This window comes from Psychrobacter phenylpyruvicus DSM 7000 = NBRC 102152, assembly GCF_000685805.1.
GTDB classification, from domain to species: Bacteria; Pseudomonadota; Gammaproteobacteria; order Pseudomonadales; family Moraxellaceae; genus Psychrobacter; species Psychrobacter phenylpyruvicus.
The window spans coordinates 1-20,296 of sequence record NZ_JMKP01000001.1 but is presented as its reverse complement, the minus strand read 5'-3'; the positions used below and the strand labels follow the sequence as shown (position 1 = coordinate 20,296).

Here is a 20,296-nt window from a genome sequence, read left to right as displayed (position 1 = left end):
CGGTTATCATGAAACATTCTAATGAGTTTAACGATATTATCATGACCTTAGATGAGCTCGTTGCCGCTTGTGGGGCTGAGCGTAATTGGGTAATGGCGTTAATAGAAGAAAATGTCATCGAATATGATGTGCCAGAAACCCAGCAATTCACCGGTTATCAATTGGCGACAGTGCGCCGAGCATCACGCTTAAGTCGTGATTTCGACGCCAGTATTCCGGCCATTGGGCTGATTTTGGAGCTGTTAGATGAAGTAGAGCAGCTACGTCAGTTTAAGCGTCAGCAGCTAGCTTCAATGCAGCCGGTACATACCATTGAGGTCGAAATAAAGTCGCAGTAATTGGCTTTATTCTTTCGCTAAGTTATTGCTAATAGCTATATTTAGCACCGAACAATTTTAGAACCGAACAGTTTTAGAATTGGACAATTTTATTTAGGATTGAACAACTACCAAAAAAGAGGCCCCAACAGTGTTGAGGCCTCTTTTTTTAATGCTATTTAGTTGGCTTAGTTTAGTAGCTTAGCGCTTTGGTTGATTTCACGCTTAAGCAGTTTTGTTTTTCATGACTGGGTCAGCGGCTGCGGTAAATAATACGTCAGTTGACGAGTTAAGCGCCGTTTCTGCCGAGTCTTGAACCACACCAATGATAAAGCCAATGGCCACAACCTGCATCGCAATATCATTAGGAATATTAAATAAGCTACAAGCCAGTGGAATAAGTAGTAAGGATCCGCCTGCCACGCCTGAAGCACCAGTCGCAGAGATGGTAGCTACCACACTAAGCAATAAGGCCGAGCCGAAGTCCACCGATATCCCCAAGGTATGAGCGGCAGCTAAGGTCAGCACGTTAATGGTGATGGCGGCCCCTGCCATATTAATGGTTGCGCCCAAAGGTAGAGTCACTGAGTAAGTGTCTTCATGTAAGCCGAGCTTTTTGGCTAAGTTCATGTTGACCGGAATGTTAGCCGCCGATGAGCGGGTAAAGAACGCAGTAATCCCTGACTCACGTAAGCAGGTAAATACCAGAGGATAAGGGTTTCTACGAATACTAAAGGCCACAATAAGGGGGTTAACCACTAAGGCAATGAACAGCATAGAGCCCAGCAGGACTGCTAGCAGACGGCCATAGCTTGCTAAGACCCCAAAGCCTGTTTCAGCAATGGTATTAGCCACTAAGCCTAAGATACCAATAGGAGCAAAGGCGATAACAAAACGCACCACATTAGAGATGGCCTCTGATAAGTCAGCGACCATAGTGCGAGTGGTAGCAGAGGCTTTACGTAGCGCAAAACCAATGATTAAGGCCCAAGCCAAAATACCCATGTAGTTGGCACTGGCGATGGCATTAACTGGATTGTCGACTAAGTTCATAAGTAGCGTAGTCAACACTTCTTTTAACCCAGAAGGAGGGGCTTGGTCAGTAACCGCTTCAATGGTATTTAGGCCAATCAGCTCAGTTGGGAAGGTAAAGCTTGCTATCACAGCAGTTAAGGCTGCCAAGAAAGTGCCGAAAATGTACATGATCAACACTGGTTTGACATGAACTTGGCTTTGACCTTGGTGCTGACTGACTGCCGCCATTACCAAAATGAATACCAAAATAGGCGCCACAGCCTTTAGCGCGCCCACAAATAAGGTACCAAGTAAGCCTAACGCGATACCCACTGAAGGCAATAACCAGCCTATTAAGATACCAATTACTAGCCCAATAATAATTAGAGGCACCAAGCCGATGCGTTGGTACATGTCAATAAGGGCTCTCATAAGCTCTCCAAATAAATGCTAACTGAAGTAGGGTCAGCACTAAAATAAAAAATAAAAGTATACAGTGCATAAGCTTCACGCCCATGCCCAGATATAATTAAGGTAGATGATTTGATTGAAAGATAGAGTTTTAAGAGCCATTGACAGTGAAATTATAGTAAACGTTACTCCGCTAAGCTCTATCACATAATCAGATTATGCCCTGATTATACAAAACTTGAACTGGTCTGCAACAAATAACTATAAATTGGCTTTAATAATAAATACAAAAAAAGCCAGCTAAAAGCCGGTTTCTGTCTAAGGTTAAACAGACAATAGGGGGAAAAAAGGGAGTAAGGAAGGCTAATTAATAGGGTAGTAGATAAGCTCAAAGCCTAAGTCGCGATAGGCTCGGTATTTATCACGGCCTTGTTGCTTACTGACTTCATCAGGGGTGATAATTTCCAAAATCCGATCAGGTAGCGTGCCGTTTTGGGATAAAGTAAGGGCAGAAGGAGCTAGATTTAGGACTACGCCATCGAAGTTTGGTGGCAATGACGAAAGTAGGGTCACTGGGGCAGTAAGTTTTTCTGCAGTGATTTGTTCATCAGAGATCAGGGTATGCGGAATAAAGCTAGTGGCATCAAATGACCACAGTTGCTCATCTAACGCTTGGAGTCGATCTCTTTGATCATCAACGATAACTAAGCTGTGTTCGCTTTTATTCAATACGGTCTGAGTTAATCGACATACAAAGTTGAGCACCGCCTCAGCATCAACGGCTGAGACGGTACTTGCAGCGGTGGCGTCTTGCTTCATATAACGCTCACCGAGGACATAAAAACTAATTTGCATAAGCAGCTTTGATACGTCTGGCAGTCAAATTACTGCTGAGACATATTTTTTAGATACTGCATGAATAAAGGAACAGGACGGCCTGTTGCACCTTTATCTTTACCTGAATTCCAGGCAGTGCCTGCGATGTCTAAGTGAGCCCATGCTTGACCTTCTTCGATGAAGCGAGACAAGAAGCAAGCGGCAGTTACTGCCCCAGCGGCACGGCCACCAATGTTTTGGATATCGGCAATAGGAGAATCCAACTGGCTCTGATATTCATCATCAAGAGGCATGTGCCAGATTAGGTCACCTGACTGATCACTGGCGTTTTCTAACTCAAACAATACGTCTTCATCGTTACTAAATACCGCTGAACGTACATGCCCTAAAGCAATCACACAAGCGCCTGTTAAAGTGGCTACATCGATAATGGCACGTGGGTTATAACGCTGAACGTAGCATAGAGTATCGGCTAGCACCAAACGACCTTCGGCGTCAGTGTTTAGAATTTCAACGTTCATGCCGTTCATCGCTTTTACGATATCACCTGGGCGAGTCGCTTCACCTGAAGGCATATTCTCTGCACAAGCTAAGGCACCCACTACGTTAATAGGCAGACGGGCTTCACATAAAGCTTTTATGGTACCTAACACAGAAGCTGAGCCGCCCATATCGAACTTCATCTCATCCATAGCAGCGCCTGGTTTGATTGAGATACCGCCTGAGTCAAAAGTTACACCTTTACCCACTAATACAATAGGGGCATCGAAGTTTTGCTCTACAGATTCAGCATCGGCTTCTGCCTTTTTAGCTTTGGTGGCTTTTTTCGGCAGTTTATCGGCCACAGCTTTAATATTGCTGGCTAAGGTATCAGCGAAGCTTGAGTTAGTAGTAGCTTGTTTTTGGCCCTGATATTCAAGAATTACCAATTGACCCTCACGCACCGAGCCACGAGACACAGATAAGAAGCAGTTCATGCCCAGCTCTTCCATTTCTCTTTCACCCAATACCGTTACTTTCAATAGGTCAGGGTAGGCTTTGGCCAGTTCTTTGGCTTGATCAGCCATATAAACTGGGAAGCAAATGTTACCTGGCTCATTGGCCACATCGCGTGCTAAGGTTTGACCACTGTGAACCGCTGCTACATAGTCGATGGTTTCTTGTGATACGCTGTCTGAAACCAAGGTAACTGCAGCCAGTTTTGGCTCAGTGGTTTCAGATTTATATTTTTCAAAGCGGTAGCTGGCGTTTAGTAATTCCAACGCCAACTGTTGTAAGCTTTCATCAGATAGGTCATCACCGATAGCCACGGCTAAATTGGTCACTCGTTTGTGACTGTTTTTATAAAGAGCTGTGGCAATCTTCTGCATAGAGCTTGAGTTGATTTTCTCAGGTTTACCTATGCCTACTAATAAAAGTTGTAACGGCGCTTTTTTGGCATCGGCTGCTAGAGCAAAGTCTGCTACTGTTTCGCCAAGCTTACCACTGAAGTCAGAGACAGCGATTAAATCTTCAATACGTTGTTGATAGGCTTCCAACCCTTTGAAGTTACCTATTAGGTTGGCTTCATCGTCGACCAATACCGCCAAACAATGGCTTTGGATGTCGTTGTTAGCGGGCGCCTTTTTTAGTAGTTTTTTTGAGGCCAGCTTTGGTAAAGTTTTAGATACTGAAAGAGTTAAGCTCATAATCATTCCTATGTGTTATGTGATGAGTTTGTTTTTATAGTATGTTTAGACAGTGACTCAGGGCTTTAAAAAGTGCTCTTGGGTAAGCAGTTTTAGCCATGACCCTAAGTGTTACTGTTATTTTAATTTTAAATTTATTAAGGCTATCAACCAATAATGGCTAACTGAAATGGCTAATTATTTGGCTCACGCTATAGGTATTGAGCCTATCGCATAGTCTAACATATTGCCCTAGAGTATGGGCAGCTAGGTCGATATTGCCACTCTAAAAATGTCAGAATCATGCTAGGATAGACAGGGTGCTCCAGACTTTGTACGCTCTGTTGAAGGTCCAAAGCCCACTGACTATTTAATGTCACTTTTTAATTTAATGTTACTTTTTAATGTCACTTTCTTAGATTTGGTCTAGACTTATTCTGGATATAGCCTAGATTTCAGTCTAACCATTACAGCGACTACCCTCACTATGGGTATTACGATTATAATACGCCTTGGTTGTCAGTGTTTTATTGCCAAACGATACTCTATGACCCTTTGATGTATGTGCTTTGTTAATGAAGACTAATATATTTCCTAATTTCTAGCATAATCCTTTATGATTTGCTGAAATAATGGCGGTCATAATATTTCCCGTTATGTTTAGCCCTATTATTTATAGCTGTTATTTATAGCTGTGTACGGGGTTAAGCCGTTGTTTTATTCCTCTAATATAATTTGAGTTTGCCTGTGATTTTACGCCGATACATGACCCGACAAGTTGCCTCAACGACCGCCTTGGTGTTGGGGTTTTTGGTAGTATTGCTGCTGGGTGGAAGAATGATCCGCTACTTTGGTATTGCTGCTGAAGGGCGCCTTGATGTGGGTTTGTTGTTTGCCATTATTGGCTATAACCTGCCTTATTTCTTAGAGTTGGTGTTACCTCTGTCCTTTTTTATTGGCTTGATGCTGGTGTTCGGTCGACTGTATGTGGACCAAGAGATGGCAGTGTTAAACAGTAGCGGTATCTCGCGAGGCCGCTTGGCCCGATTGATGATTCCCTTTATTTTATTATTGTTTGTTTTGGAGGCAGGCCTGTCTTTATACGGCAAACCTTGGGGGGTTAGAAACTCAGACAATATCTGGCAGCAGCAGTCTTTAAGCAGTGCCTTTGATCTGATTCGGCCGCAGTCTTTTATTAGCAGTAACGACTACCACTTATATGTGGGTAGCATGAACGAAGACCGTACCGAATTACAAGACGTGATACTGGTGCAAACCGGAGAACAAAATGAGGGGGCGAAACCTAACTTGCCTGCCGATAATCAAACCGCTACCGATGAGACAGAAGATAGCCAAGCGGCAACCCCTGAGTTGTCTCCCAAAGCTGATAGAACCATCACTGAATTGACTAGGCCAGTGGCTTCAGCAGAAACCGATAGTGGTGAAGCTGAACGGGATGTAATTGTATTAGCAAAACGGGCAATACAAGTTGTGGGTAACGATCAAGCAGATAGCACCCAACTAGATTTATTCCAAGGCCGACGTTATGAAGTGGGAGCGGATAGCTTGGTGTATAACCAAGTCAGTTTTGAGCGCTATCGTATCAGTATTAATCAGCCGCCAAAAGACATCATCACCGATGACAATGTCGCCACTCAAACTTTGCCAGTATTGTGGCAAGCCGCCACAGGTAAAGCAGCGCCAGTCATTGATTTAAATGCAGACTCTAACGAGGCGGCACCTGTGACTACTCAAAAGCCAGATCAACAACAAATCATAGCGGCTCAAGCAGAGCTAGGCTATCGCTTATCTTTACCTTGGTTGATTATTTTGGCACCAATGTTGGCGGTCCCTCTAGCTCAAGTTAGGCCTAGACAAGGGCGTTGGTTAAGGTTATTACCGGCGATTATCATTTATGCCAGTTGTGCCTTGGTTATTATTTCACTGAAGAACTCAGTGACCAAAGGTTCTCTCTCAGTTTGGAGTTATCCTGTGGCTATTATCAGTTTTATGCTACTGGCACTGTATCTGAACTGGGCGAGTCGTATTAATCACCGAGTGCGCTTTAGACTGGGTCAACGCAAGCTGGCCTCTAAACCTAACAACACTTTTGATAATGGAGGCCGATCATGAGTTTTATGAAGTCTGGTGACTCCAAGACGACATTAACCGGTGTAAAATCTGGCAAAATTATCTCGCGTTATGTCAAAAAAAATGCCCTATTTGCCATGCTATTTGCGGTAATAGGCTTGTGGGCATTGCAGATCATCTTTGCTTACTTGGCTGAGTTAGAGGACATCTCAGAGAGCTACACTTACTTTGATGCCTTGACCTATATTTTTTATAAATCGCCGTACTTTTTAGAGCAGTTTACTCCGACAGGTGCCTTATTAGGGGCTGTGGTGGGGCTGGGCCTATTGGCCAATAACTCTGAACTCATTGTGATGAGGGCCGCAGGATTAAGTATTAACCGTATTGTCAGCTGGGTGTTACAGCCGGCCTTTATCTTTGTCATATTGGCTCTGGCGATTAACCAGTATGTGCTGCCTGAGTCTAATTTGAAAGCGAACCAAATTCGCAAGCCTGATACCGCTTTGCTCGCTTCGGTTAATGGTTATTGGACCATACAAAAAGCCCCTGCTGTCGGTGAAAATGCGCAGCAAGAGGGGACGGGTCAAAACATTATCTATATCGACTACGCGGATGCCAATGGCAATATTGGTAAAGTAAAGCGTTGGCACTTGGATGAAAACAACAACTTAACGGCGGTGTCTAAAGCGTCTAGCGGCATCTATCTGCCTAAGGCCAATGAGCAGAATCAAGCCGGCTTAAAAAATTTAACGCAAGCAGAAAAAGAGCTTATTAACTATCAGTGGGAATTAGAGGACGTTACTACCTTGAAGCTGGCAGAGCGGGCGGCCATTACCCAAGCCGAGGAGATAGTTCCAAAACAAGCTGTGTCTGAGGCACAGAACAATCCCGGATCGAGCAAGGTGCTTTCGAGTAATGTCAGACAGTCACAGGAAATTGTGTTAAATAATGAGCCTTTGGTATCCAAACAAAATCAAGCAGATGATGTGATTAATTTGCCGATATCCCCCAGCTCAGTGTATTTATTGACCCGTCGTGCTGAAGATTTGTCACTGACCCAGTTGTATGACCATAAGCGTTTTAATGCTTCGCAAGGCACCCGCTCATTAGAACATGAAGTGGCTTTTTGGCAAAAATTGCTATCGCCTTTTGCTATTTTATCGCTAGTGATTGTGGCCTGCTCCTTTGTGTTTGGCTCGCTGCGGACGCATAGCTTAGGCCTGCGTATTGTGGTGGCCTTAATTTTTGGTTTGCTGTTTAGCTATATCCAAGATTTAACCAGCTTTGTGGCCTTAGCCACTGGCGCATCACCGTTATTGATGGTGTTATTGCCCATCATTGGCAGTGCCGCCTTGGGCTTTTATTTAATTAAACGTCAGGGTTAAATTCAGGGTTAAATTAAATACAGCGGCTGTTGTTTATTTAATAATAAATACAAAAGCCTAACAAAAATAAAAGCCCCGACTTGCATCCAAGTTGGGGCTTTTTTAATGGGCTTGAATCAAACTAAAAGTAGAGACAGTTGCGGTTATTCTTTAATCGCGCGAGTAATGGTATAGGTTTTGCCTTGTTTTACTTTATCAGCATTACCAAAAACTTCAGTGAAAGCGCGCTTCATAAACTGACGTAGACCGTTAATGGTCACCACATAAAAGCGGCCGCCGCTACGCATTTTGCTATAAGCATCTAATAGGTATAAATAATGCTGCTCTTTGCCCACTTTGGCCGGCAGATTAGACATCACTAGACTGAAGTCTTTATTGGGATCAACATGATTAAAGCCATTCGATAAATGGACGTCCACATTGGTTAGGCCATTTTTTTCACAGTTACGGCGCGCATACTCCACCGCCATGAAGTCTTTATCAATAAGGGTGTGTTGGCCTTGAGGACATTCTCTGGCTGCAGCCATACCCAGCACCCCATAACCGCACCCCAAGTCAATTGAGTCATCATCCACTTGAAAGTCCACATGATCAAGTAGCATCAAGCTGCCAGCATCCAGCTTCTCTGGAGAGAAGATGCCCCAAGTGGTGGTGAAGTGCATCGGTGCGCCGAGTACGTCTTGGGTAAAAGCAATGTCTTCGCGCCAATGTTTGGCTTTTTGTATTAAATCAGCAGAAGGGGTGTGGGTCATGGAGTTGCCTTAAGGTTAATAGGGTTGCGGAGTCATGTTAGAGCCTTTGAGCTACTTATGACTAGGTGTATTCAGTGATCACCCAATCTACCAAGCTCTGGAAGTCATCAAAGGCTACCGTTGGTTTTAGCTCACGAATATCTTCGCCGTAATTATAACCGTAAGACAAGCCTATTGTGTCAATATTGGCGTTTTGACCGGCAAAAATATCATTTTTTGAGTCGCCAATCATCACCGCATTCTCAGGAGCAACCTGTAAAGTACGGCAAACATGACGTAGCGGCTCTGGATCTGGTTTTTTAACTGGTAAGCTGTCGCCACCAAGCACTTCAGTAAATAGCTCGCTCCAGCCAAAAGTCTGTAGAATTTTTGGCACAAACTGGATAGGTTTATTAGTAATCAATGCTAGGGTAAAGCCCGCTTGCTTTAGTTTTTTTAGACCCTCGGTCACATCAGGGTAGGCAACAGTGTTGTCCCCACTTACTTTGGCATATGCATCGAAGAATACCTTTTCAGCGTGGTCAGCCTCCTCTTTGCTTAATTGACCCTCTGCGACCTCTACCGAGCCCACTAGCGCACGTTCTACCAACATGCGTGACCCATTACCCACCCAATTGCGAATGGTATCAATAGGATAGGTGGATTTGCCTAATGTGCTCAGCATATCGTTTGTGGCTTGTGCCAAATCAGGCACACTGTCGATTAAGGTGCCATCAAGATCAAAAATAAGTAATTCTTTTTTTACAGCAGTCATAGTCATCTCATAAAGCTAAAAGGTTATAAATATAGAAAGTTATAAATAAGGGGTAAATTAATCTATGTCTTTGTATTTTTCTCGGTGTGCTTTTTTCATCTCAAGATAAGTGTCGTTGGCTCGGCATAAATCCCATTTTTGTTTAAATATTCTAGCCGACTCGGCTTTGATCGGATCTTCTGCATCCCGAGGCAGCTCTTCTCGGCCGTGCGCGCCACTTTGACCTTTTTTATCATCAGGAACTGGGCCTTTGTATTTCTTGCCGCCCTTATGATTGGCATAACGGCGGGCACGGGTATAGCCCATTTGCAAGAACTTGCGCGCCATATCGGCACCCACAAAATCACCTTGGTCTAAATAATCGAGGAACATCTGATAGATTTTATCACTGCTCTCGGTAGCAACATCAGGGGTGGCAAAGCGCCAATGTGGTAGGATTTCGGATTTATAAGGCTCAACCAACAGCACACCTTGCTCACCACGGCCCACGCGGTATAGCTCTGGGTGCTCGCGTAAGTTTAGCGATTTATAGTCTAGGCTGTAGTCAAATTCACGCATAACGACATCCACATTCCAGCTTTGTAGATAGCAGATTTGCAAACAAAAGTAGGAGGCTCATTTAAACAGTATAGCTGCCAAAAGCCAGCAGTAAATACCGACTCTGTAACCTGAGTGCTAACAAAGGGCTAAATGATGAGGTTGCTAGGGGTGGGTATTAACAAAAAGGCGGGTAGGTGAGTTAACACAAGGGTTAATCTGTTTTTGTCACTCATAGCCGGCTTAGGTGATAAGGTGCAACCATAAAAAATTATAACCATAATAAATTACAAGCATAAAAAACCCCTCAAACTAATTTAGCTTGAGGGTTTTTTATGCTATTAAGCAATATTCGGTATAAAGATGGTGGCTCGAGGCAGAATCGAACTGCCGACACAAGGATTTTCAATCCTTTGCTCTACCAACTGAGCTATCGAGCCGTCTTTATGAGGTCGCTATTAAACTAAATATTTGATGACGTGTCAACCCTTTTTGTAAAAATAAATCAAAATAGTTGAAAATGATATGAAAAAAGGTCGGATATTTAGATTTAGAGCCTATTTTACCCGAATTAATTCATACTCGCTCATAATTCTATGAACTTGCTCGTCAACGGGCATAAATTGACGAACCCCTTTTTTAATTTCTTTATCGTATACCATTTTAATAAACTTGGCATCGATGCCTCGATTAACGTTTTCAGGATGCATTGCTAAATACTGCAGGCGCTTGGTATCGGTTTGACCATCATCAAAGCAGCCAATAACGGCAATGGGCTTGTCATTAAACATACCCACATACATCAGAGCACCGCGTTTAAAAGCTGTCTCAAAAAGAGTCAGAACCGCTTCGCTGTCTCCTAACTCCCCTATATTGGCATTTTCAGCGCTATAGAGCTTAGCAATACGCTCACGCAGTTCACCGTCATGAGTGGTCTCACGCATAATAGGGGCATCAAAAGAGTTAATGGCAACGGCTTCTAATGGCATATTTAATTTCCCAGAGGTTGAATGGTGATTTTGGATATTGAATAGTTTGGATAAATAATTTGGTTAAATAAACGATCTTGAGTTAAGTTTATGGCAGTATTTTAGCAAACTATGTGAGTTTATAGGGGCCATATATGGCTTAAAAGTACTACCTTTGCTATCATCAAGTGACTTTTGTTGTTTTTATCTCTATTTAGCGACTGTTAACGGGTATTGTTTTTTTTATTAACTTACCAATTATTAACGAGCCAATTATTTATTAGTGAGCCTTACTGCCATGACTACTGCAATAAATTCAAATCCAGCCAATCGTCCTAATCGTGTTGCCAGCGTAGAGCGTAATACTGCTGAGACTCAAGTGAGTGTGACTGTCAACCTAGATGGAACAGGTCAGGGTAAAATTGACACTGGTGTGCCTTTTTTAGATCACATGCTAGATCAAATCAAACGTCACGGACTTTTTGATTTGGACATCACTTGTAAAGGCGATACTTATATTGATGACCACCACAGTGTGGAAGATACCGGAATTACTCTGGGTCAGGCCTTTGCTAAAGCCTTAGGTGACAAAAAGGGCATCCGCCGTTATGGCCACTTCTACGCACCACTAGATGAGTCACTGACCCGTGCTGTGGTAGACATATCTGGTCGCCCAGGTCTGCACATGGACATTCCTTTTACCCGCTCACACGTGGGCAGCTTTGATGTGGACTTATTTAGCGAATTCTTCTTTGGTTTTGTGAACCACGCTTGGATGACCGTACACTTAGACAACTTAAAAGGCAAAAACAGCCACCACCAAATTGAGTGTACTTTCAAGGCTTTTGCCCGTGCATTACGTATGGCATGTGAATACGATGAGCGTGCGCTAAATACACTGCCTTCTACCAAAGAAGCGCTGTAATTTGTTTTGTAACTTGTAATTTGCTTCGCAAAAAGCTAACTAGTTATAATGTGAGAGATCGAGACTGGAGGCGTAAAGCTTCCGGTCTTTTTTTATGGCAAGCAAATTTAGTCCCCCAAAGTGATAAAAGCCGTTTATAATTTATTGAGTTATATAGTAAAAACCAATAAGCCAAAGAGACCAATTTATGACCAAAATCGCACTTTTAGACTATGGCATGGGCAACCTGCATTCAGCCAGTAAAGCGTTATCTGCAGTGGGGGCTGAGGTGTCTATTACCAATGATCCCAAAATCATTCGTGCGGCGGATAAAATCGTATTTCCAGGTGTAGGAGCAATGCGCGACTGTATGGCACAAATGCGCGAGCAGGGCATCGATAAGGTGGTGCAAGAAGCCGTGTTTAACAAGCCGGTCATGGCCATTTGTGTCGGTATGCAGGCTCTATTTACTGAGTCATTAGAATTTGAGCATACTCAGTGCTTAGACATCGTTTCTGGTCAGGTCAAAAAGTTTGAGCCAAATTGGACAGATGAGCAGGGAGCTGCCATCAAAATTCCGCATATGGGCTGGAACACCATCTCTGGTATGGAGCGTAGTCACTCGCTTTGGCGGGGCATTGATGAGCATGCTCATTTCTACTTTGTACACAGCTATTACTGTGCCCCTGAAGATACTTCGGTAACGGCTGCCGTCTGTGATTATGGCCAGCCCTTTTGTGCCAGCATCATCAAAGACAACTTATTTGCTACTCAGTTTCACCCTGAAAAAAGCCACAAAGATGGTTTACAACTGCTTAAAAACTTTGTTGAGTGGCAGATTTAGCAGATTTGGATCGACCGCTTATAATGTTTACTAGTGTATTACTTGCTTTTTAATCATATTTTTAGTGCCTAGGTTTAAGGGCTATAACTCAGATTCAAAGGCTAAAAACTAAGCGAAGAGCTATTAGATAGTACTAGAAGGTTTTACTTGGTATTTAAAGTTGGTTAAGTGGAAATAGAAAACTCCAACAAATCATAACCCATATTTTTGAGGTTAATCTTATACTAAGCTTCTTATCGATGTATTTAAATAATCTAATAGTTATGGAAAATATAGTGATTGGGTTTCAACAATTTAAAGTATATGTCACTGATTTTACGGGTCTAGATCGGGACTCTCTGCATATATATGTCGGGATAGGGGTGTTTTTATTTAGTCTAGTGGTGACACGCCCCTGGGTGCAGCGCCACCTAACCCGGCTCAATATCGGGCTATTGGTGACCACCTTCTTTGCTTTTTTGGGGGAATATTTAGACCTAAGTCATAATTACCCAAATATTACTGGCGAACATCTACGGCTGAGTATTCACGATATTATTAATACCTGCTTTTGGCCGTATGTGCTATATGCGGTGAACCGCTGGACTTCCTTGTTCGATAAGCATAATTAACTAAGCAGAACTAACTAAGCATAGTAGGTCTCAAAAAATAGCGGTTTAATTTAAGCGCTAAATCCTATACTTTAAAGGGAGCTTCTTTTATTTTAAGAAGCTTTTTTGTATTGTAAGAGTTTTTCTTAAAATAATATATCAAGGATGAGATATGACACAGCAAACCGCAACAAATACTTTAGCCACCACGCAACCTGAACCTTTAGTTATCCGCCAAGACAGCAACGATAATAGTGGCGTGGTAACCCTCACCCTAAATAACCCCAAACAGTTCAATGCTTTATCGGTAGCATTGCTTACAGCTCTGCAAAAAGAGCTTGATGTAATTGCAAAAGATAAATCTATCCGAGTGGTAGTGATTGCGGCAGAAGGCAAAGCCTTTTGTGCCGGTCACAACCTAAAAGAGATGCGTGCCCATTCTGATAGAGCCTTCCATCAGTCCCTCTTTAATCAGTGCAGTCAGATGATGCTGACTCTTAACCGCATGCCGCAAGTTGTTATTGCCAAAGTACAGGGCATTGCTACCGCAGCAGGGTGCCAATTGGTGGCCTCCTGTGATTTAGCTGTGGCCTCGACTACGGCGAAATTTGCCACATCAGGTATTAATGTGGGGCTGTTTTGTTCCACGCCTGCAGTAGCAGTCAGTCGAAATTTATCAGCCAAACAGGCTTTTGAAATGCTGATTACCGGTGAGTTTATAGATGCGGAGACAGCGGCAGCACAAGGTTTAATTAACCGAGTGGCAGAGCCCGAGCAGCTAGACAATGAACTGCAGGCATTGATTGAAACCATTATTAGCAAGTCCCCTGTGGCCACAGCCACCGGTAAGCAGATGTTTTATAACCAGCTTGGCATGAGTTTGCCTGACGCTTATGATTATGCCAGTCATGTTATGGTCGATAATATGATGGCAGATGATGTGGCTGAGGGCATCGATGCTTTTATTGAGAAGCGCCAAGCGGTGTGGACAGGCCAATAAGTAGCCGACTACTCAGTGAGATAAACTAAACTAGGCTAATGCTTTGGTTAGACTGGCACACTTCTATTATTCTATTATTCAAGTATTGCTTAATAAGCACCCCAAAAAAATGCCCGACCAATTGGTCGGGCATTTTTCATATTACCAGTTATAAGCTGCACTTTATAAAGCAAATTAAGCTTTTTGTGCGGCTAACTCACGTAGTACGTAATGTAATACACCGCCATGACGCACATACTCACGCTCTTTTGGCGTCTGTAGCATCACATTCACCTCAAAGCTTTCGCTACTACCATCAGCACGGGTGGCTGTAACGGTTGCAGTTTTGCTTTCACCATTGTTTAGACCAGTAATACTTAATACTTCTGACCCATCTAGGTTGTAAGTGTCTGCATTTTCGCCTTCTTTAAAGGTTAACGGCAGCACGCCCATACCAACTAGGTTTGAACGGTGAATACGCTCGAACGATCCAGCCAGTACCGCTTTCACGCCTAGTAGGATAGTACCTTTAGCAGCCCAGTCACGGCTTGAGCCAGTACCATACTGCTCACCACCTAGTACCACTAGAGTACGGCCGTCTTCTTTATACTTCATCGCTGCATCATAGATGGCCATCTCTTCGCCGTCTTGTAAGGTTGCTTTGTCGTCTTTGAAGTAGTAAGTATAGCCACCTTCTTTGCCATCCATCATCAAGTTTTTGATGCGGATATTAGCAAATGTACCACGGGTCATGACTGCATCGTTACCACGACGAGAGCCATAGCTGTTGAAGTCCTCTTCCATTACGCCGCGCTCTTGCAGGTATTTGCCTGCTGGCGAGTTGGCGTCGATGTTACCTGCTGGAGAGATGTGGTCAGTGGTAATTGAGTCACCAAATAAGCCTAAAATACGGGCATTTTCAATATCCTGAATGCCTGCGGGCTCCATGGTCATGCCCTCGAAGAACGGTGGGTTTTTAATGTAAGTAGATGCTTCATCCCAAGGATATAGCTGGCTATCTGCTGAAGTAATGGCATTCCATTCTGAGCTACCATTAAATACTTCACCATAGTTTTTAAGGAACATATCCGCATTAATGTTTTGCGTGATTAACTCATCGATTTGAGCGGTAGTTGGCCAGATATCTTTTAGGAACACATCGTTGCCATCTTGGTCTTGACCGATAGGATCTTTGGTTAGGTCAATATCTACCGTACCTGCTAGTGCATAAGCGACAACCAATGGTGGCGAAGCCAGATAGTTGGTTTTCACGTGTGAGTGAATACGACCTTCAAAGTTACGGTTACCTGATAGTACTGAGGCCACTACTAGGTCTTTTTCCTCGATGCCTTTTTCGATGCTCTCAAGTAAAGGACCAGAGTTACCGATACAAGTTGTACAGCCATAACCCACTAAGTAGAACCCAACTTTCTCAAGCTCGTCCATTAGCTTGGTTTTCTCTAAATAGTCGGTCACAACCTTAGAGCCAGGCGCTAATGATGTTTTAACCCAAGGCTTAGCTTTTAAGCCTTTGGCAGCAGCATTCTTCGCGACCAAACCTGCCCCAATCATAACCGCAGGGTTAGAGGTGTTGGTACATGAAGTGATGGCAGCAATGACTACTGAACCATCATGTAGTTTATGCTCAGCATCATTGATGTTGATGGTAGAGTAAATATTTGGCTTGGCGGATAGTCTATCAGCTTGCTCTTGTTCACCGCCTTCTTCTTCAAAGCGCTCTTTTTGTTCTTCTGCTTTTTCTGCACGACGACCTTGCGTCATGACATCCAAGGTTTCTTGGAATTTGTCATACATATCAGACAAGGCGATACGCTGATGCGGAAGTTTAGGACCCGCAAGTGAAGGTTCTACGGTGCTTAAATCTAACTGTAAATTGCTTGAGTATACCGCATCCGCAGTATTGGCATCATGCCATAAGCCTTGGGCTTTGGCGTATTGCTCAACCAGTTCAATCTGTGTTTCATCACGACCTGATAGGCGCAAGTAGTCTACAGCGACTTGGTCAATTGGGAAAATACCACAAGTTGCACCATACTCAGGGGCCATGTTAGCAATAGTGGCACGGTCAGCAAGCGGTAAGCTTTGCAGGCCTTCTCCATAAAACTCAACGAATTTACCCACTACACCATGAGCACGCAACATTTCAACCACGCGCAGTACGAGGTCAGTAGCAGTGACGCCTTCAGATAATTTACCCGTTAGCTCAAAGCCCACTACTTCTGGGATAAGCATGGAGGAGGGCTGTCCTAACATGGCAGCTTCGGCTTCAATACCACCGACACCCCAACCTAATACGCCAACACCGTTAATCATAGTGGTGTGGCTGTCGGTACCAAATACCGTATCTGGATAAGCAGTCAGCTCGCCATTTTGCTCACTGGCCATGACAACACGGGCCAAGTACTCTAAGTTCACTTGGTGCACGATACCCGTTGCTGGTGGCACAACAACGAAGTTCTCAAACGCATTTTTACCCCAGTGTAGAAACTCATAACGCTCATTGTTACGTTTAAACTCGATCTTTTTGTTTAAATCAAGAGCGTCTGCACGGCCATAGACATCGACCTGTACCGAGTGGTCGACAACTAGCTCACTTGGTATGAATGGGTTAATTTGTTCTGCATTACCGCCTAGTTTAACGATAGCATCACGCATTGCGGCCAAGTCGACCACCGAGGGTACACCAGTGAAGTCTTGTAGTACCACGCGGGCTGGCATGAAAGCAATTTCTTTTGAAGGGGTTGCTTTTGCATCCCAATTGGCAACGGCTTCAATGTGGTTTTTACCCACAGATTGACCGCCGTCTTCGTTACGTAATAAGTTCTCCAGCACAATCTTCATGCTGTAAGGTAGGGTATTAATATTAGGGTATTTTTCAGCAAGCTTGGGCAGGCTGTAATAGGCATGTTCTTTGCCAGCTACCGATAACTTGTCTTTTACATTAAAAATATCGCTCATAGTGGCTTCCTTTTCTATTTATTAACTTCGATTGTACTAAAAGTTATTATTGATTTAGGTGGCTAGTAATTCGTTCGCAGTTGAGTTGAGAGTAGGGCTGTGTCTTAAAAAGCCCCAACATAACTCAACGCTGAATAGCTTTCGAGCTCTTGTTTTGGCTCTTTTGATTGGAATCAATCAATTTCATAAAAAATATTTTATTAAAGACAGGCTATCCCCTTAGCTATTCTTTTGGTTAGCTTTTAGAGGGATATTGATAAAGTTAAACCTAAAACTTTATCACCTCTATTACCATAACAAAGATTGTGCTATTTATTAAGGTTTGCACGTAGTTTCCTCGTGTGAAAATCGTAACAGATAACGATGAATTGCGTGCTATTAACAGCTATTGGGTGGCTAAAGTAATGGGTAGCAGCTTCAAAAGCTCTTTAGGTTAGGATGAAATATAGATTAACTAAAGATATCAGTGCTAAAGAAATAACTGACACCACTCATTAGCCTTCATAGTTAGCCATAAAATTGACTTCAGGAACTACCACAGAATTAATGGCTTTTTTAGCATTCATTTAAGGTTTCTTTTAAACATATTCTACTAATGGAATGTCTAACTAGCTAAATGCACTTCATCGGAAATCCCTATGGAAATTGAAGTAACACCGTTAGCAAAAAATTCATATCAGGATTTATTCAAATTCGAACAAGATAATTGGGATTATTTTGCACAAATAGTTGGCGCAAGGCCTGATAGTTATCGAAACTATGATAGCTTTGTACGTACTCAAAACGATATTCTGCAACAGCAAGCAAAGGGGGACATTGCCTTCTATTTGATATATCAACAAAGTAAATTGGTAGGACGAATTAACTTACGCGATATTAGAAGCGCTGAAGCTAATTTAGGCTATCGCATTTGCCAATCAGCAGGCGGGAAAGGTATTGCAACTCTCGCTGTCGATAAAATTATAAATATTGCTCCACAGCTAGAAATAAAGCGAATTAATGCCATAGTTTCAGAAACAAACCCTGCCTCAGAAAAAGTATTATTAAAAAACGGATTTGAGTATTCGCAAACTGAAAATGAGGCTGTAAGCCTGAATGATACTATGATCAACATTAAGCATTTCTATAAGCTGTTAGCAACCTGAAAGTTATAACTAGACTAAAATTAATAATAAAAAAATCCGAGCTAGGTAATAGCTCGGATTTTTTTATTGTCATGATTACTTGAAGCTATAAATTAATTGGTAACTTATTTTTACTTATATCTTTCCTTTTATATGTGTCTTATAGATGGCTAAATTTAACTGGATTTATGGTTTAACAGTATCAGTATATGACTGATATACCGTCTTGCTTTAGATGGCCTTAGTTCATTTTGATACGAAAAGGTAGGTTAAGCTTATTGAATAGTAGATTGCTTACAAATTAGATACATTCCTGTGATTACCTTTAACAATGGTCTTTAAGTAAGTTTTTATTTATATATAACTGATAGTTAAGTATATGGATGATGTTGTTAGTTTTTTTAAAATCTATCTTATTCTTTATTTATATCTATTAATTAGATTTGTTTAATTGAGTTTTAGTTTAATTTAACTATAATTATTTTACATAATCTTATCTAATATTTTAGATATTTTAATTAAAAGATGTATTAAACGAACAATAACCGTTTTAAAGGAAATCATTCATGAAAGAAATGCAAGTTAAAAAGCCCTTAAAAAATAGCGCATTAGTGACATCTGTATTAGTTGCTATGTTAGGACTTAGTCACACAGCTGCAGCAGAAGACGCTATGCGACATAAAGACCATATTACATGGACTAAATCAGCCAATACTCCATTTGTTGCCATTAACCCAAACACATTGGCTGCTAATGAAGCGAATCTTTTCTTTATTCGTCCATTAGACAAAGACGGGCTGCAAACCAGTGCAAATATCGGTATTGATGGACGTTTTCAAGTTAGTCTTCAGCCAGGACACTACTCACAAGTAAGCTACTGTAGTGGTCAACATAATATTAGCGTAGCTCCGACCGGTCTAAAAACTAACGATTTAAGCAATGCCTTTAGTCATATAGTTGAGTTTGCTCCACAGCAAAACCATTACATCTACGTTGATATCGATAATTCAACAGGTCAGCCAAGTCTGAGTAAGCTTGAAGAGGCAGATGCCAAAAAGCTACTTAGCACCCAATTAAAACAAACCCACCAAATCAGTCGTGTTGTCGCGAACTGTCCAGAAATTGTTGAGCCTGAACCAGCAATCAAAGTTGAAATAGACAAACCAATCAACCTAGAGGTGTTGTTTGAGTTTGATAAAGCCGTTGTTCAGCCAGTATTCAATCAATACATTGAAGCAGTTGCTAACTTCATGCACAAATATCCTGAGACTACTACAGTAATTGAAGGTCATACAGACAGCAAAGGCTCAGACAGTTACAACATGAAGCTATCACAGCGCCGTGCTGAAGCAGTTAAGCAGGAGTTAGTCGTTAAATATGGCATCGCGCCAAACCGCTTACGCACTGTAGGCTATGGCGAAACTCGCCCTGTAGATACTAATGCGACAGCCACAGGTCGTCATAACAATCGACGTGTTGTTGCAATGGTTAGTGCGACTCAAAAATAACACACCTTAAAAAACTAAAAGTTACAGGGAAAGTCAGATGAAGTCAGTAATTATAAAAGTAAATGACACCGTACAAACCATAGCTGAGCATCAAGTTATCACTAAAGATGGACAGCCCACAGTAATTAAAGCAGTCAATCGTGTTAATTATGAATTAATAGACCAAGCGACTGGTAGAGCACCAGACCATATTGTTACCAAGCGTGTGGGTAAAGACTTACATATCTCAATAGAAAAAGGTAATGAAAGTGACCTAATTATTGAAGGTTATTATAATGAAGTAGATAGTGCTTTAATTGGCTTGGCCGAAGATGGTAGCTACTACTACTATATTCCCGACACTGGTGAAGTTGCTGACTTTGTTACTGAATTAGCACCAGGTGATATCGAAGGACAGGCTTTAGGCGGTAATGCACAACCGACACCATGGTGGGTAGGTGCTACTGATGAAGGTTTTGTATGGCTACCTTGGTTAGTAGGTCTTGCAGGACTGGGTGCAATTGCTGCTCTTGCAGGTAATGACGATGATGCCGATAATACAGACACCACAGCCCCCACCAAACCAGCTACCCCGGTTGTTAGCGATGATGTAGGCGACGTAAAAGGTCCACTAGCAGATGGTGATACAACAGATG

18 protein-coding genes and 1 tRNA gene are annotated in these 20,296 nt (G+C 42.4%); 10 read left to right on the top strand and 9 right to left on the bottom strand.

What is annotated here, in order from left to right:
- Positions 1–8: 8 nt before the first annotated feature.
- Positions 9–338 carry a chaperone modulator CbpM gene (locus G561_RS0100100; RefSeq protein WP_028857716.1) on the top strand — a complete coding sequence of 110 codons (330 nt, stop codon included), beginning with the start codon at positions 9–11 and terminating at the stop codon, positions 336–338.
- Between the two features lie 204 nt (positions 339–542).
- Here the strand turns inward: G561_RS0100100 and sstT are convergent, their stop codons facing one another.
- From sstT to G561_RS0100085, 3 genes are all read right to left on the bottom strand, one after another.
- The gene (gene sstT / locus G561_RS0100095; protein ID WP_028857715.1) at positions 543–1,763 is read right to left on the bottom strand and encodes a serine/threonine transporter SstT; all 1,221 of its coding nucleotides are present in this window, start codon (positions 1,761–1,763) and stop codon (positions 543–545) included.
- Positions 1,764–2,105: 342 nt separating this feature from the next.
- The gene (locus G561_RS0100090) at positions 2,106–2,597 is read right to left on the bottom strand and encodes a DNA polymerase III subunit chi (RefSeq protein WP_028857714.1); all 492 of its coding nucleotides are present in this window, start codon (positions 2,595–2,597) and stop codon (positions 2,106–2,108) included.
- A gap of 29 nt (positions 2,598–2,626) precedes the next feature.
- The gene (locus G561_RS0100085; protein WP_028857713.1) at positions 2,627–4,267 is read right to left on the bottom strand and encodes a leucyl aminopeptidase; all 1,641 of its coding nucleotides are present in this window, start codon (positions 4,265–4,267) and stop codon (positions 2,627–2,629) included.
- Between the two features lie 744 nt (positions 4,268–5,011).
- Here G561_RS0100085 and G561_RS0100080 point away from each other — a divergent pair.
- Positions 5,012–6,379: an LPS export ABC transporter permease LptF gene (locus tag G561_RS0100080; protein WP_028857712.1), complete on the top strand. Its 1,368-nt coding sequence runs from the start codon at positions 5,012–5,014 to the stop codon at positions 6,377–6,379.
- Entirely contained in the window at positions 6,376–7,722 is a 1,347-nt protein-coding gene (locus G561_RS0100075) for an LptF/LptG family permease (RefSeq protein WP_051584268.1), read from the top strand. Before G561_RS0100080 ends, G561_RS0100075 begins: the two co-directional genes overlap by 4 nt.
- A 143-nt stretch (positions 7,723–7,865) precedes the next feature.
- On the opposite strand, the gene G561_RS0100070 is transcribed toward G561_RS0100075, so the two are convergent.
- The 5 genes from G561_RS0100070 to G561_RS0100050 form a co-directional block, all read right to left on the bottom strand.
- Positions 7,866–8,474: a class I SAM-dependent methyltransferase gene (locus G561_RS0100070; RefSeq protein ID WP_028857710.1), complete on the bottom strand. Its 609-nt coding sequence runs from the start codon at positions 8,472–8,474 to the stop codon at positions 7,866–7,868.
- A 61-nt stretch (positions 8,475–8,535) separates the two neighbouring features.
- Positions 8,536–9,234 carry a phosphoglycolate phosphatase gene (locus G561_RS0100065; protein ID WP_373277670.1) on the bottom strand — a complete coding sequence of 233 codons (699 nt, stop codon included), beginning with the start codon at positions 9,232–9,234 and terminating at the stop codon, positions 8,536–8,538.
- Between the two features lie 51 nt (positions 9,235–9,285).
- Positions 9,286–9,786 (bottom strand): DUF4385 domain-containing protein, encoded by a 501-nt coding sequence (locus tag G561_RS0100060; RefSeq protein WP_028857708.1) that lies wholly within the window; start codon positions 9,784–9,786, stop codon positions 9,286–9,288.
- A 343-nt stretch (positions 9,787–10,129) separates the two neighbouring features.
- A tRNA-Phe gene (locus tag G561_RS0100055) sits at positions 10,130–10,205 on the bottom strand.
- Positions 10,206–10,322: 117 nt separating this feature from the next.
- Positions 10,323–10,754: a hypothetical protein gene (locus tag G561_RS0100050; RefSeq protein ID WP_028857707.1), complete on the bottom strand. Its 432-nt coding sequence runs from the start codon at positions 10,752–10,754 to the stop codon at positions 10,323–10,325.
- 277 nt (positions 10,755–11,031) lie between these two features.
- On the opposite strand from G561_RS0100050, the gene hisB reads away from it, so the two are divergent.
- From hisB to G561_RS0100030, 4 genes are all read left to right on the top strand, one after another.
- Complete coding sequence (hisB, locus tag G561_RS0100045; RefSeq protein WP_037031419.1) at positions 11,032–11,658, top strand: imidazoleglycerol-phosphate dehydratase HisB; 627 nt, start codon at positions 11,032–11,034, stop codon at positions 11,656–11,658.
- Between the two features lie 187 nt (positions 11,659–11,845).
- Positions 11,846–12,481, top strand: coding sequence for an imidazole glycerol phosphate synthase subunit HisH (gene hisH / locus G561_RS0100040; RefSeq protein ID WP_028857705.1), 636 nt, complete (start codon positions 11,846–11,848; stop codon positions 12,479–12,481).
- Between the two features lie 275 nt (positions 12,482–12,756).
- Positions 12,757–13,092: a hypothetical protein gene (locus tag G561_RS0100035; RefSeq protein WP_081794329.1), complete on the top strand. Its 336-nt coding sequence runs from the start codon at positions 12,757–12,759 to the stop codon at positions 13,090–13,092.
- Between the two features lie 151 nt (positions 13,093–13,243).
- Entirely contained in the window at positions 13,244–14,071 is an 828-nt protein-coding gene (locus G561_RS0100030) for an enoyl-CoA hydratase (protein WP_028857703.1), read from the top strand.
- A gap of 174 nt (positions 14,072–14,245) precedes the next feature.
- Here the strand turns inward: G561_RS0100030 and acnA are convergent, their stop codons facing one another.
- Complete coding sequence (gene acnA, locus G561_RS0100025) at positions 14,246–17,029, bottom strand: aconitate hydratase AcnA (RefSeq protein ID WP_028857702.1); 2,784 nt, start codon at positions 17,027–17,029, stop codon at positions 14,246–14,248.
- Positions 17,030–17,667: 638 nt separating this feature from the next.
- On the opposite strand from acnA, the gene G561_RS0100015 reads away from it, so the two are divergent.
- The 3 genes from G561_RS0100015 to G561_RS0100005 all read left to right on the top strand — a co-directional run.
- Positions 17,668–18,174, top strand: coding sequence for a GNAT family N-acetyltransferase (locus G561_RS0100015; protein WP_028857701.1), 507 nt, complete (start codon positions 17,668–17,670; stop codon positions 18,172–18,174).
- 545 nt (positions 18,175–18,719) lie between these two features.
- Complete coding sequence (locus tag G561_RS0100010; protein WP_227673997.1) at positions 18,720–19,661, top strand: OmpA family protein; 942 nt, start codon at positions 18,720–18,722, stop codon at positions 19,659–19,661.
- A gap of 37 nt (positions 19,662–19,698) precedes the next feature.
- The coding region (locus G561_RS0100005; RefSeq protein WP_028857699.1) for a hypothetical protein at positions 19,699–20,296 on the top strand (598 nt) is incomplete at its 3' end.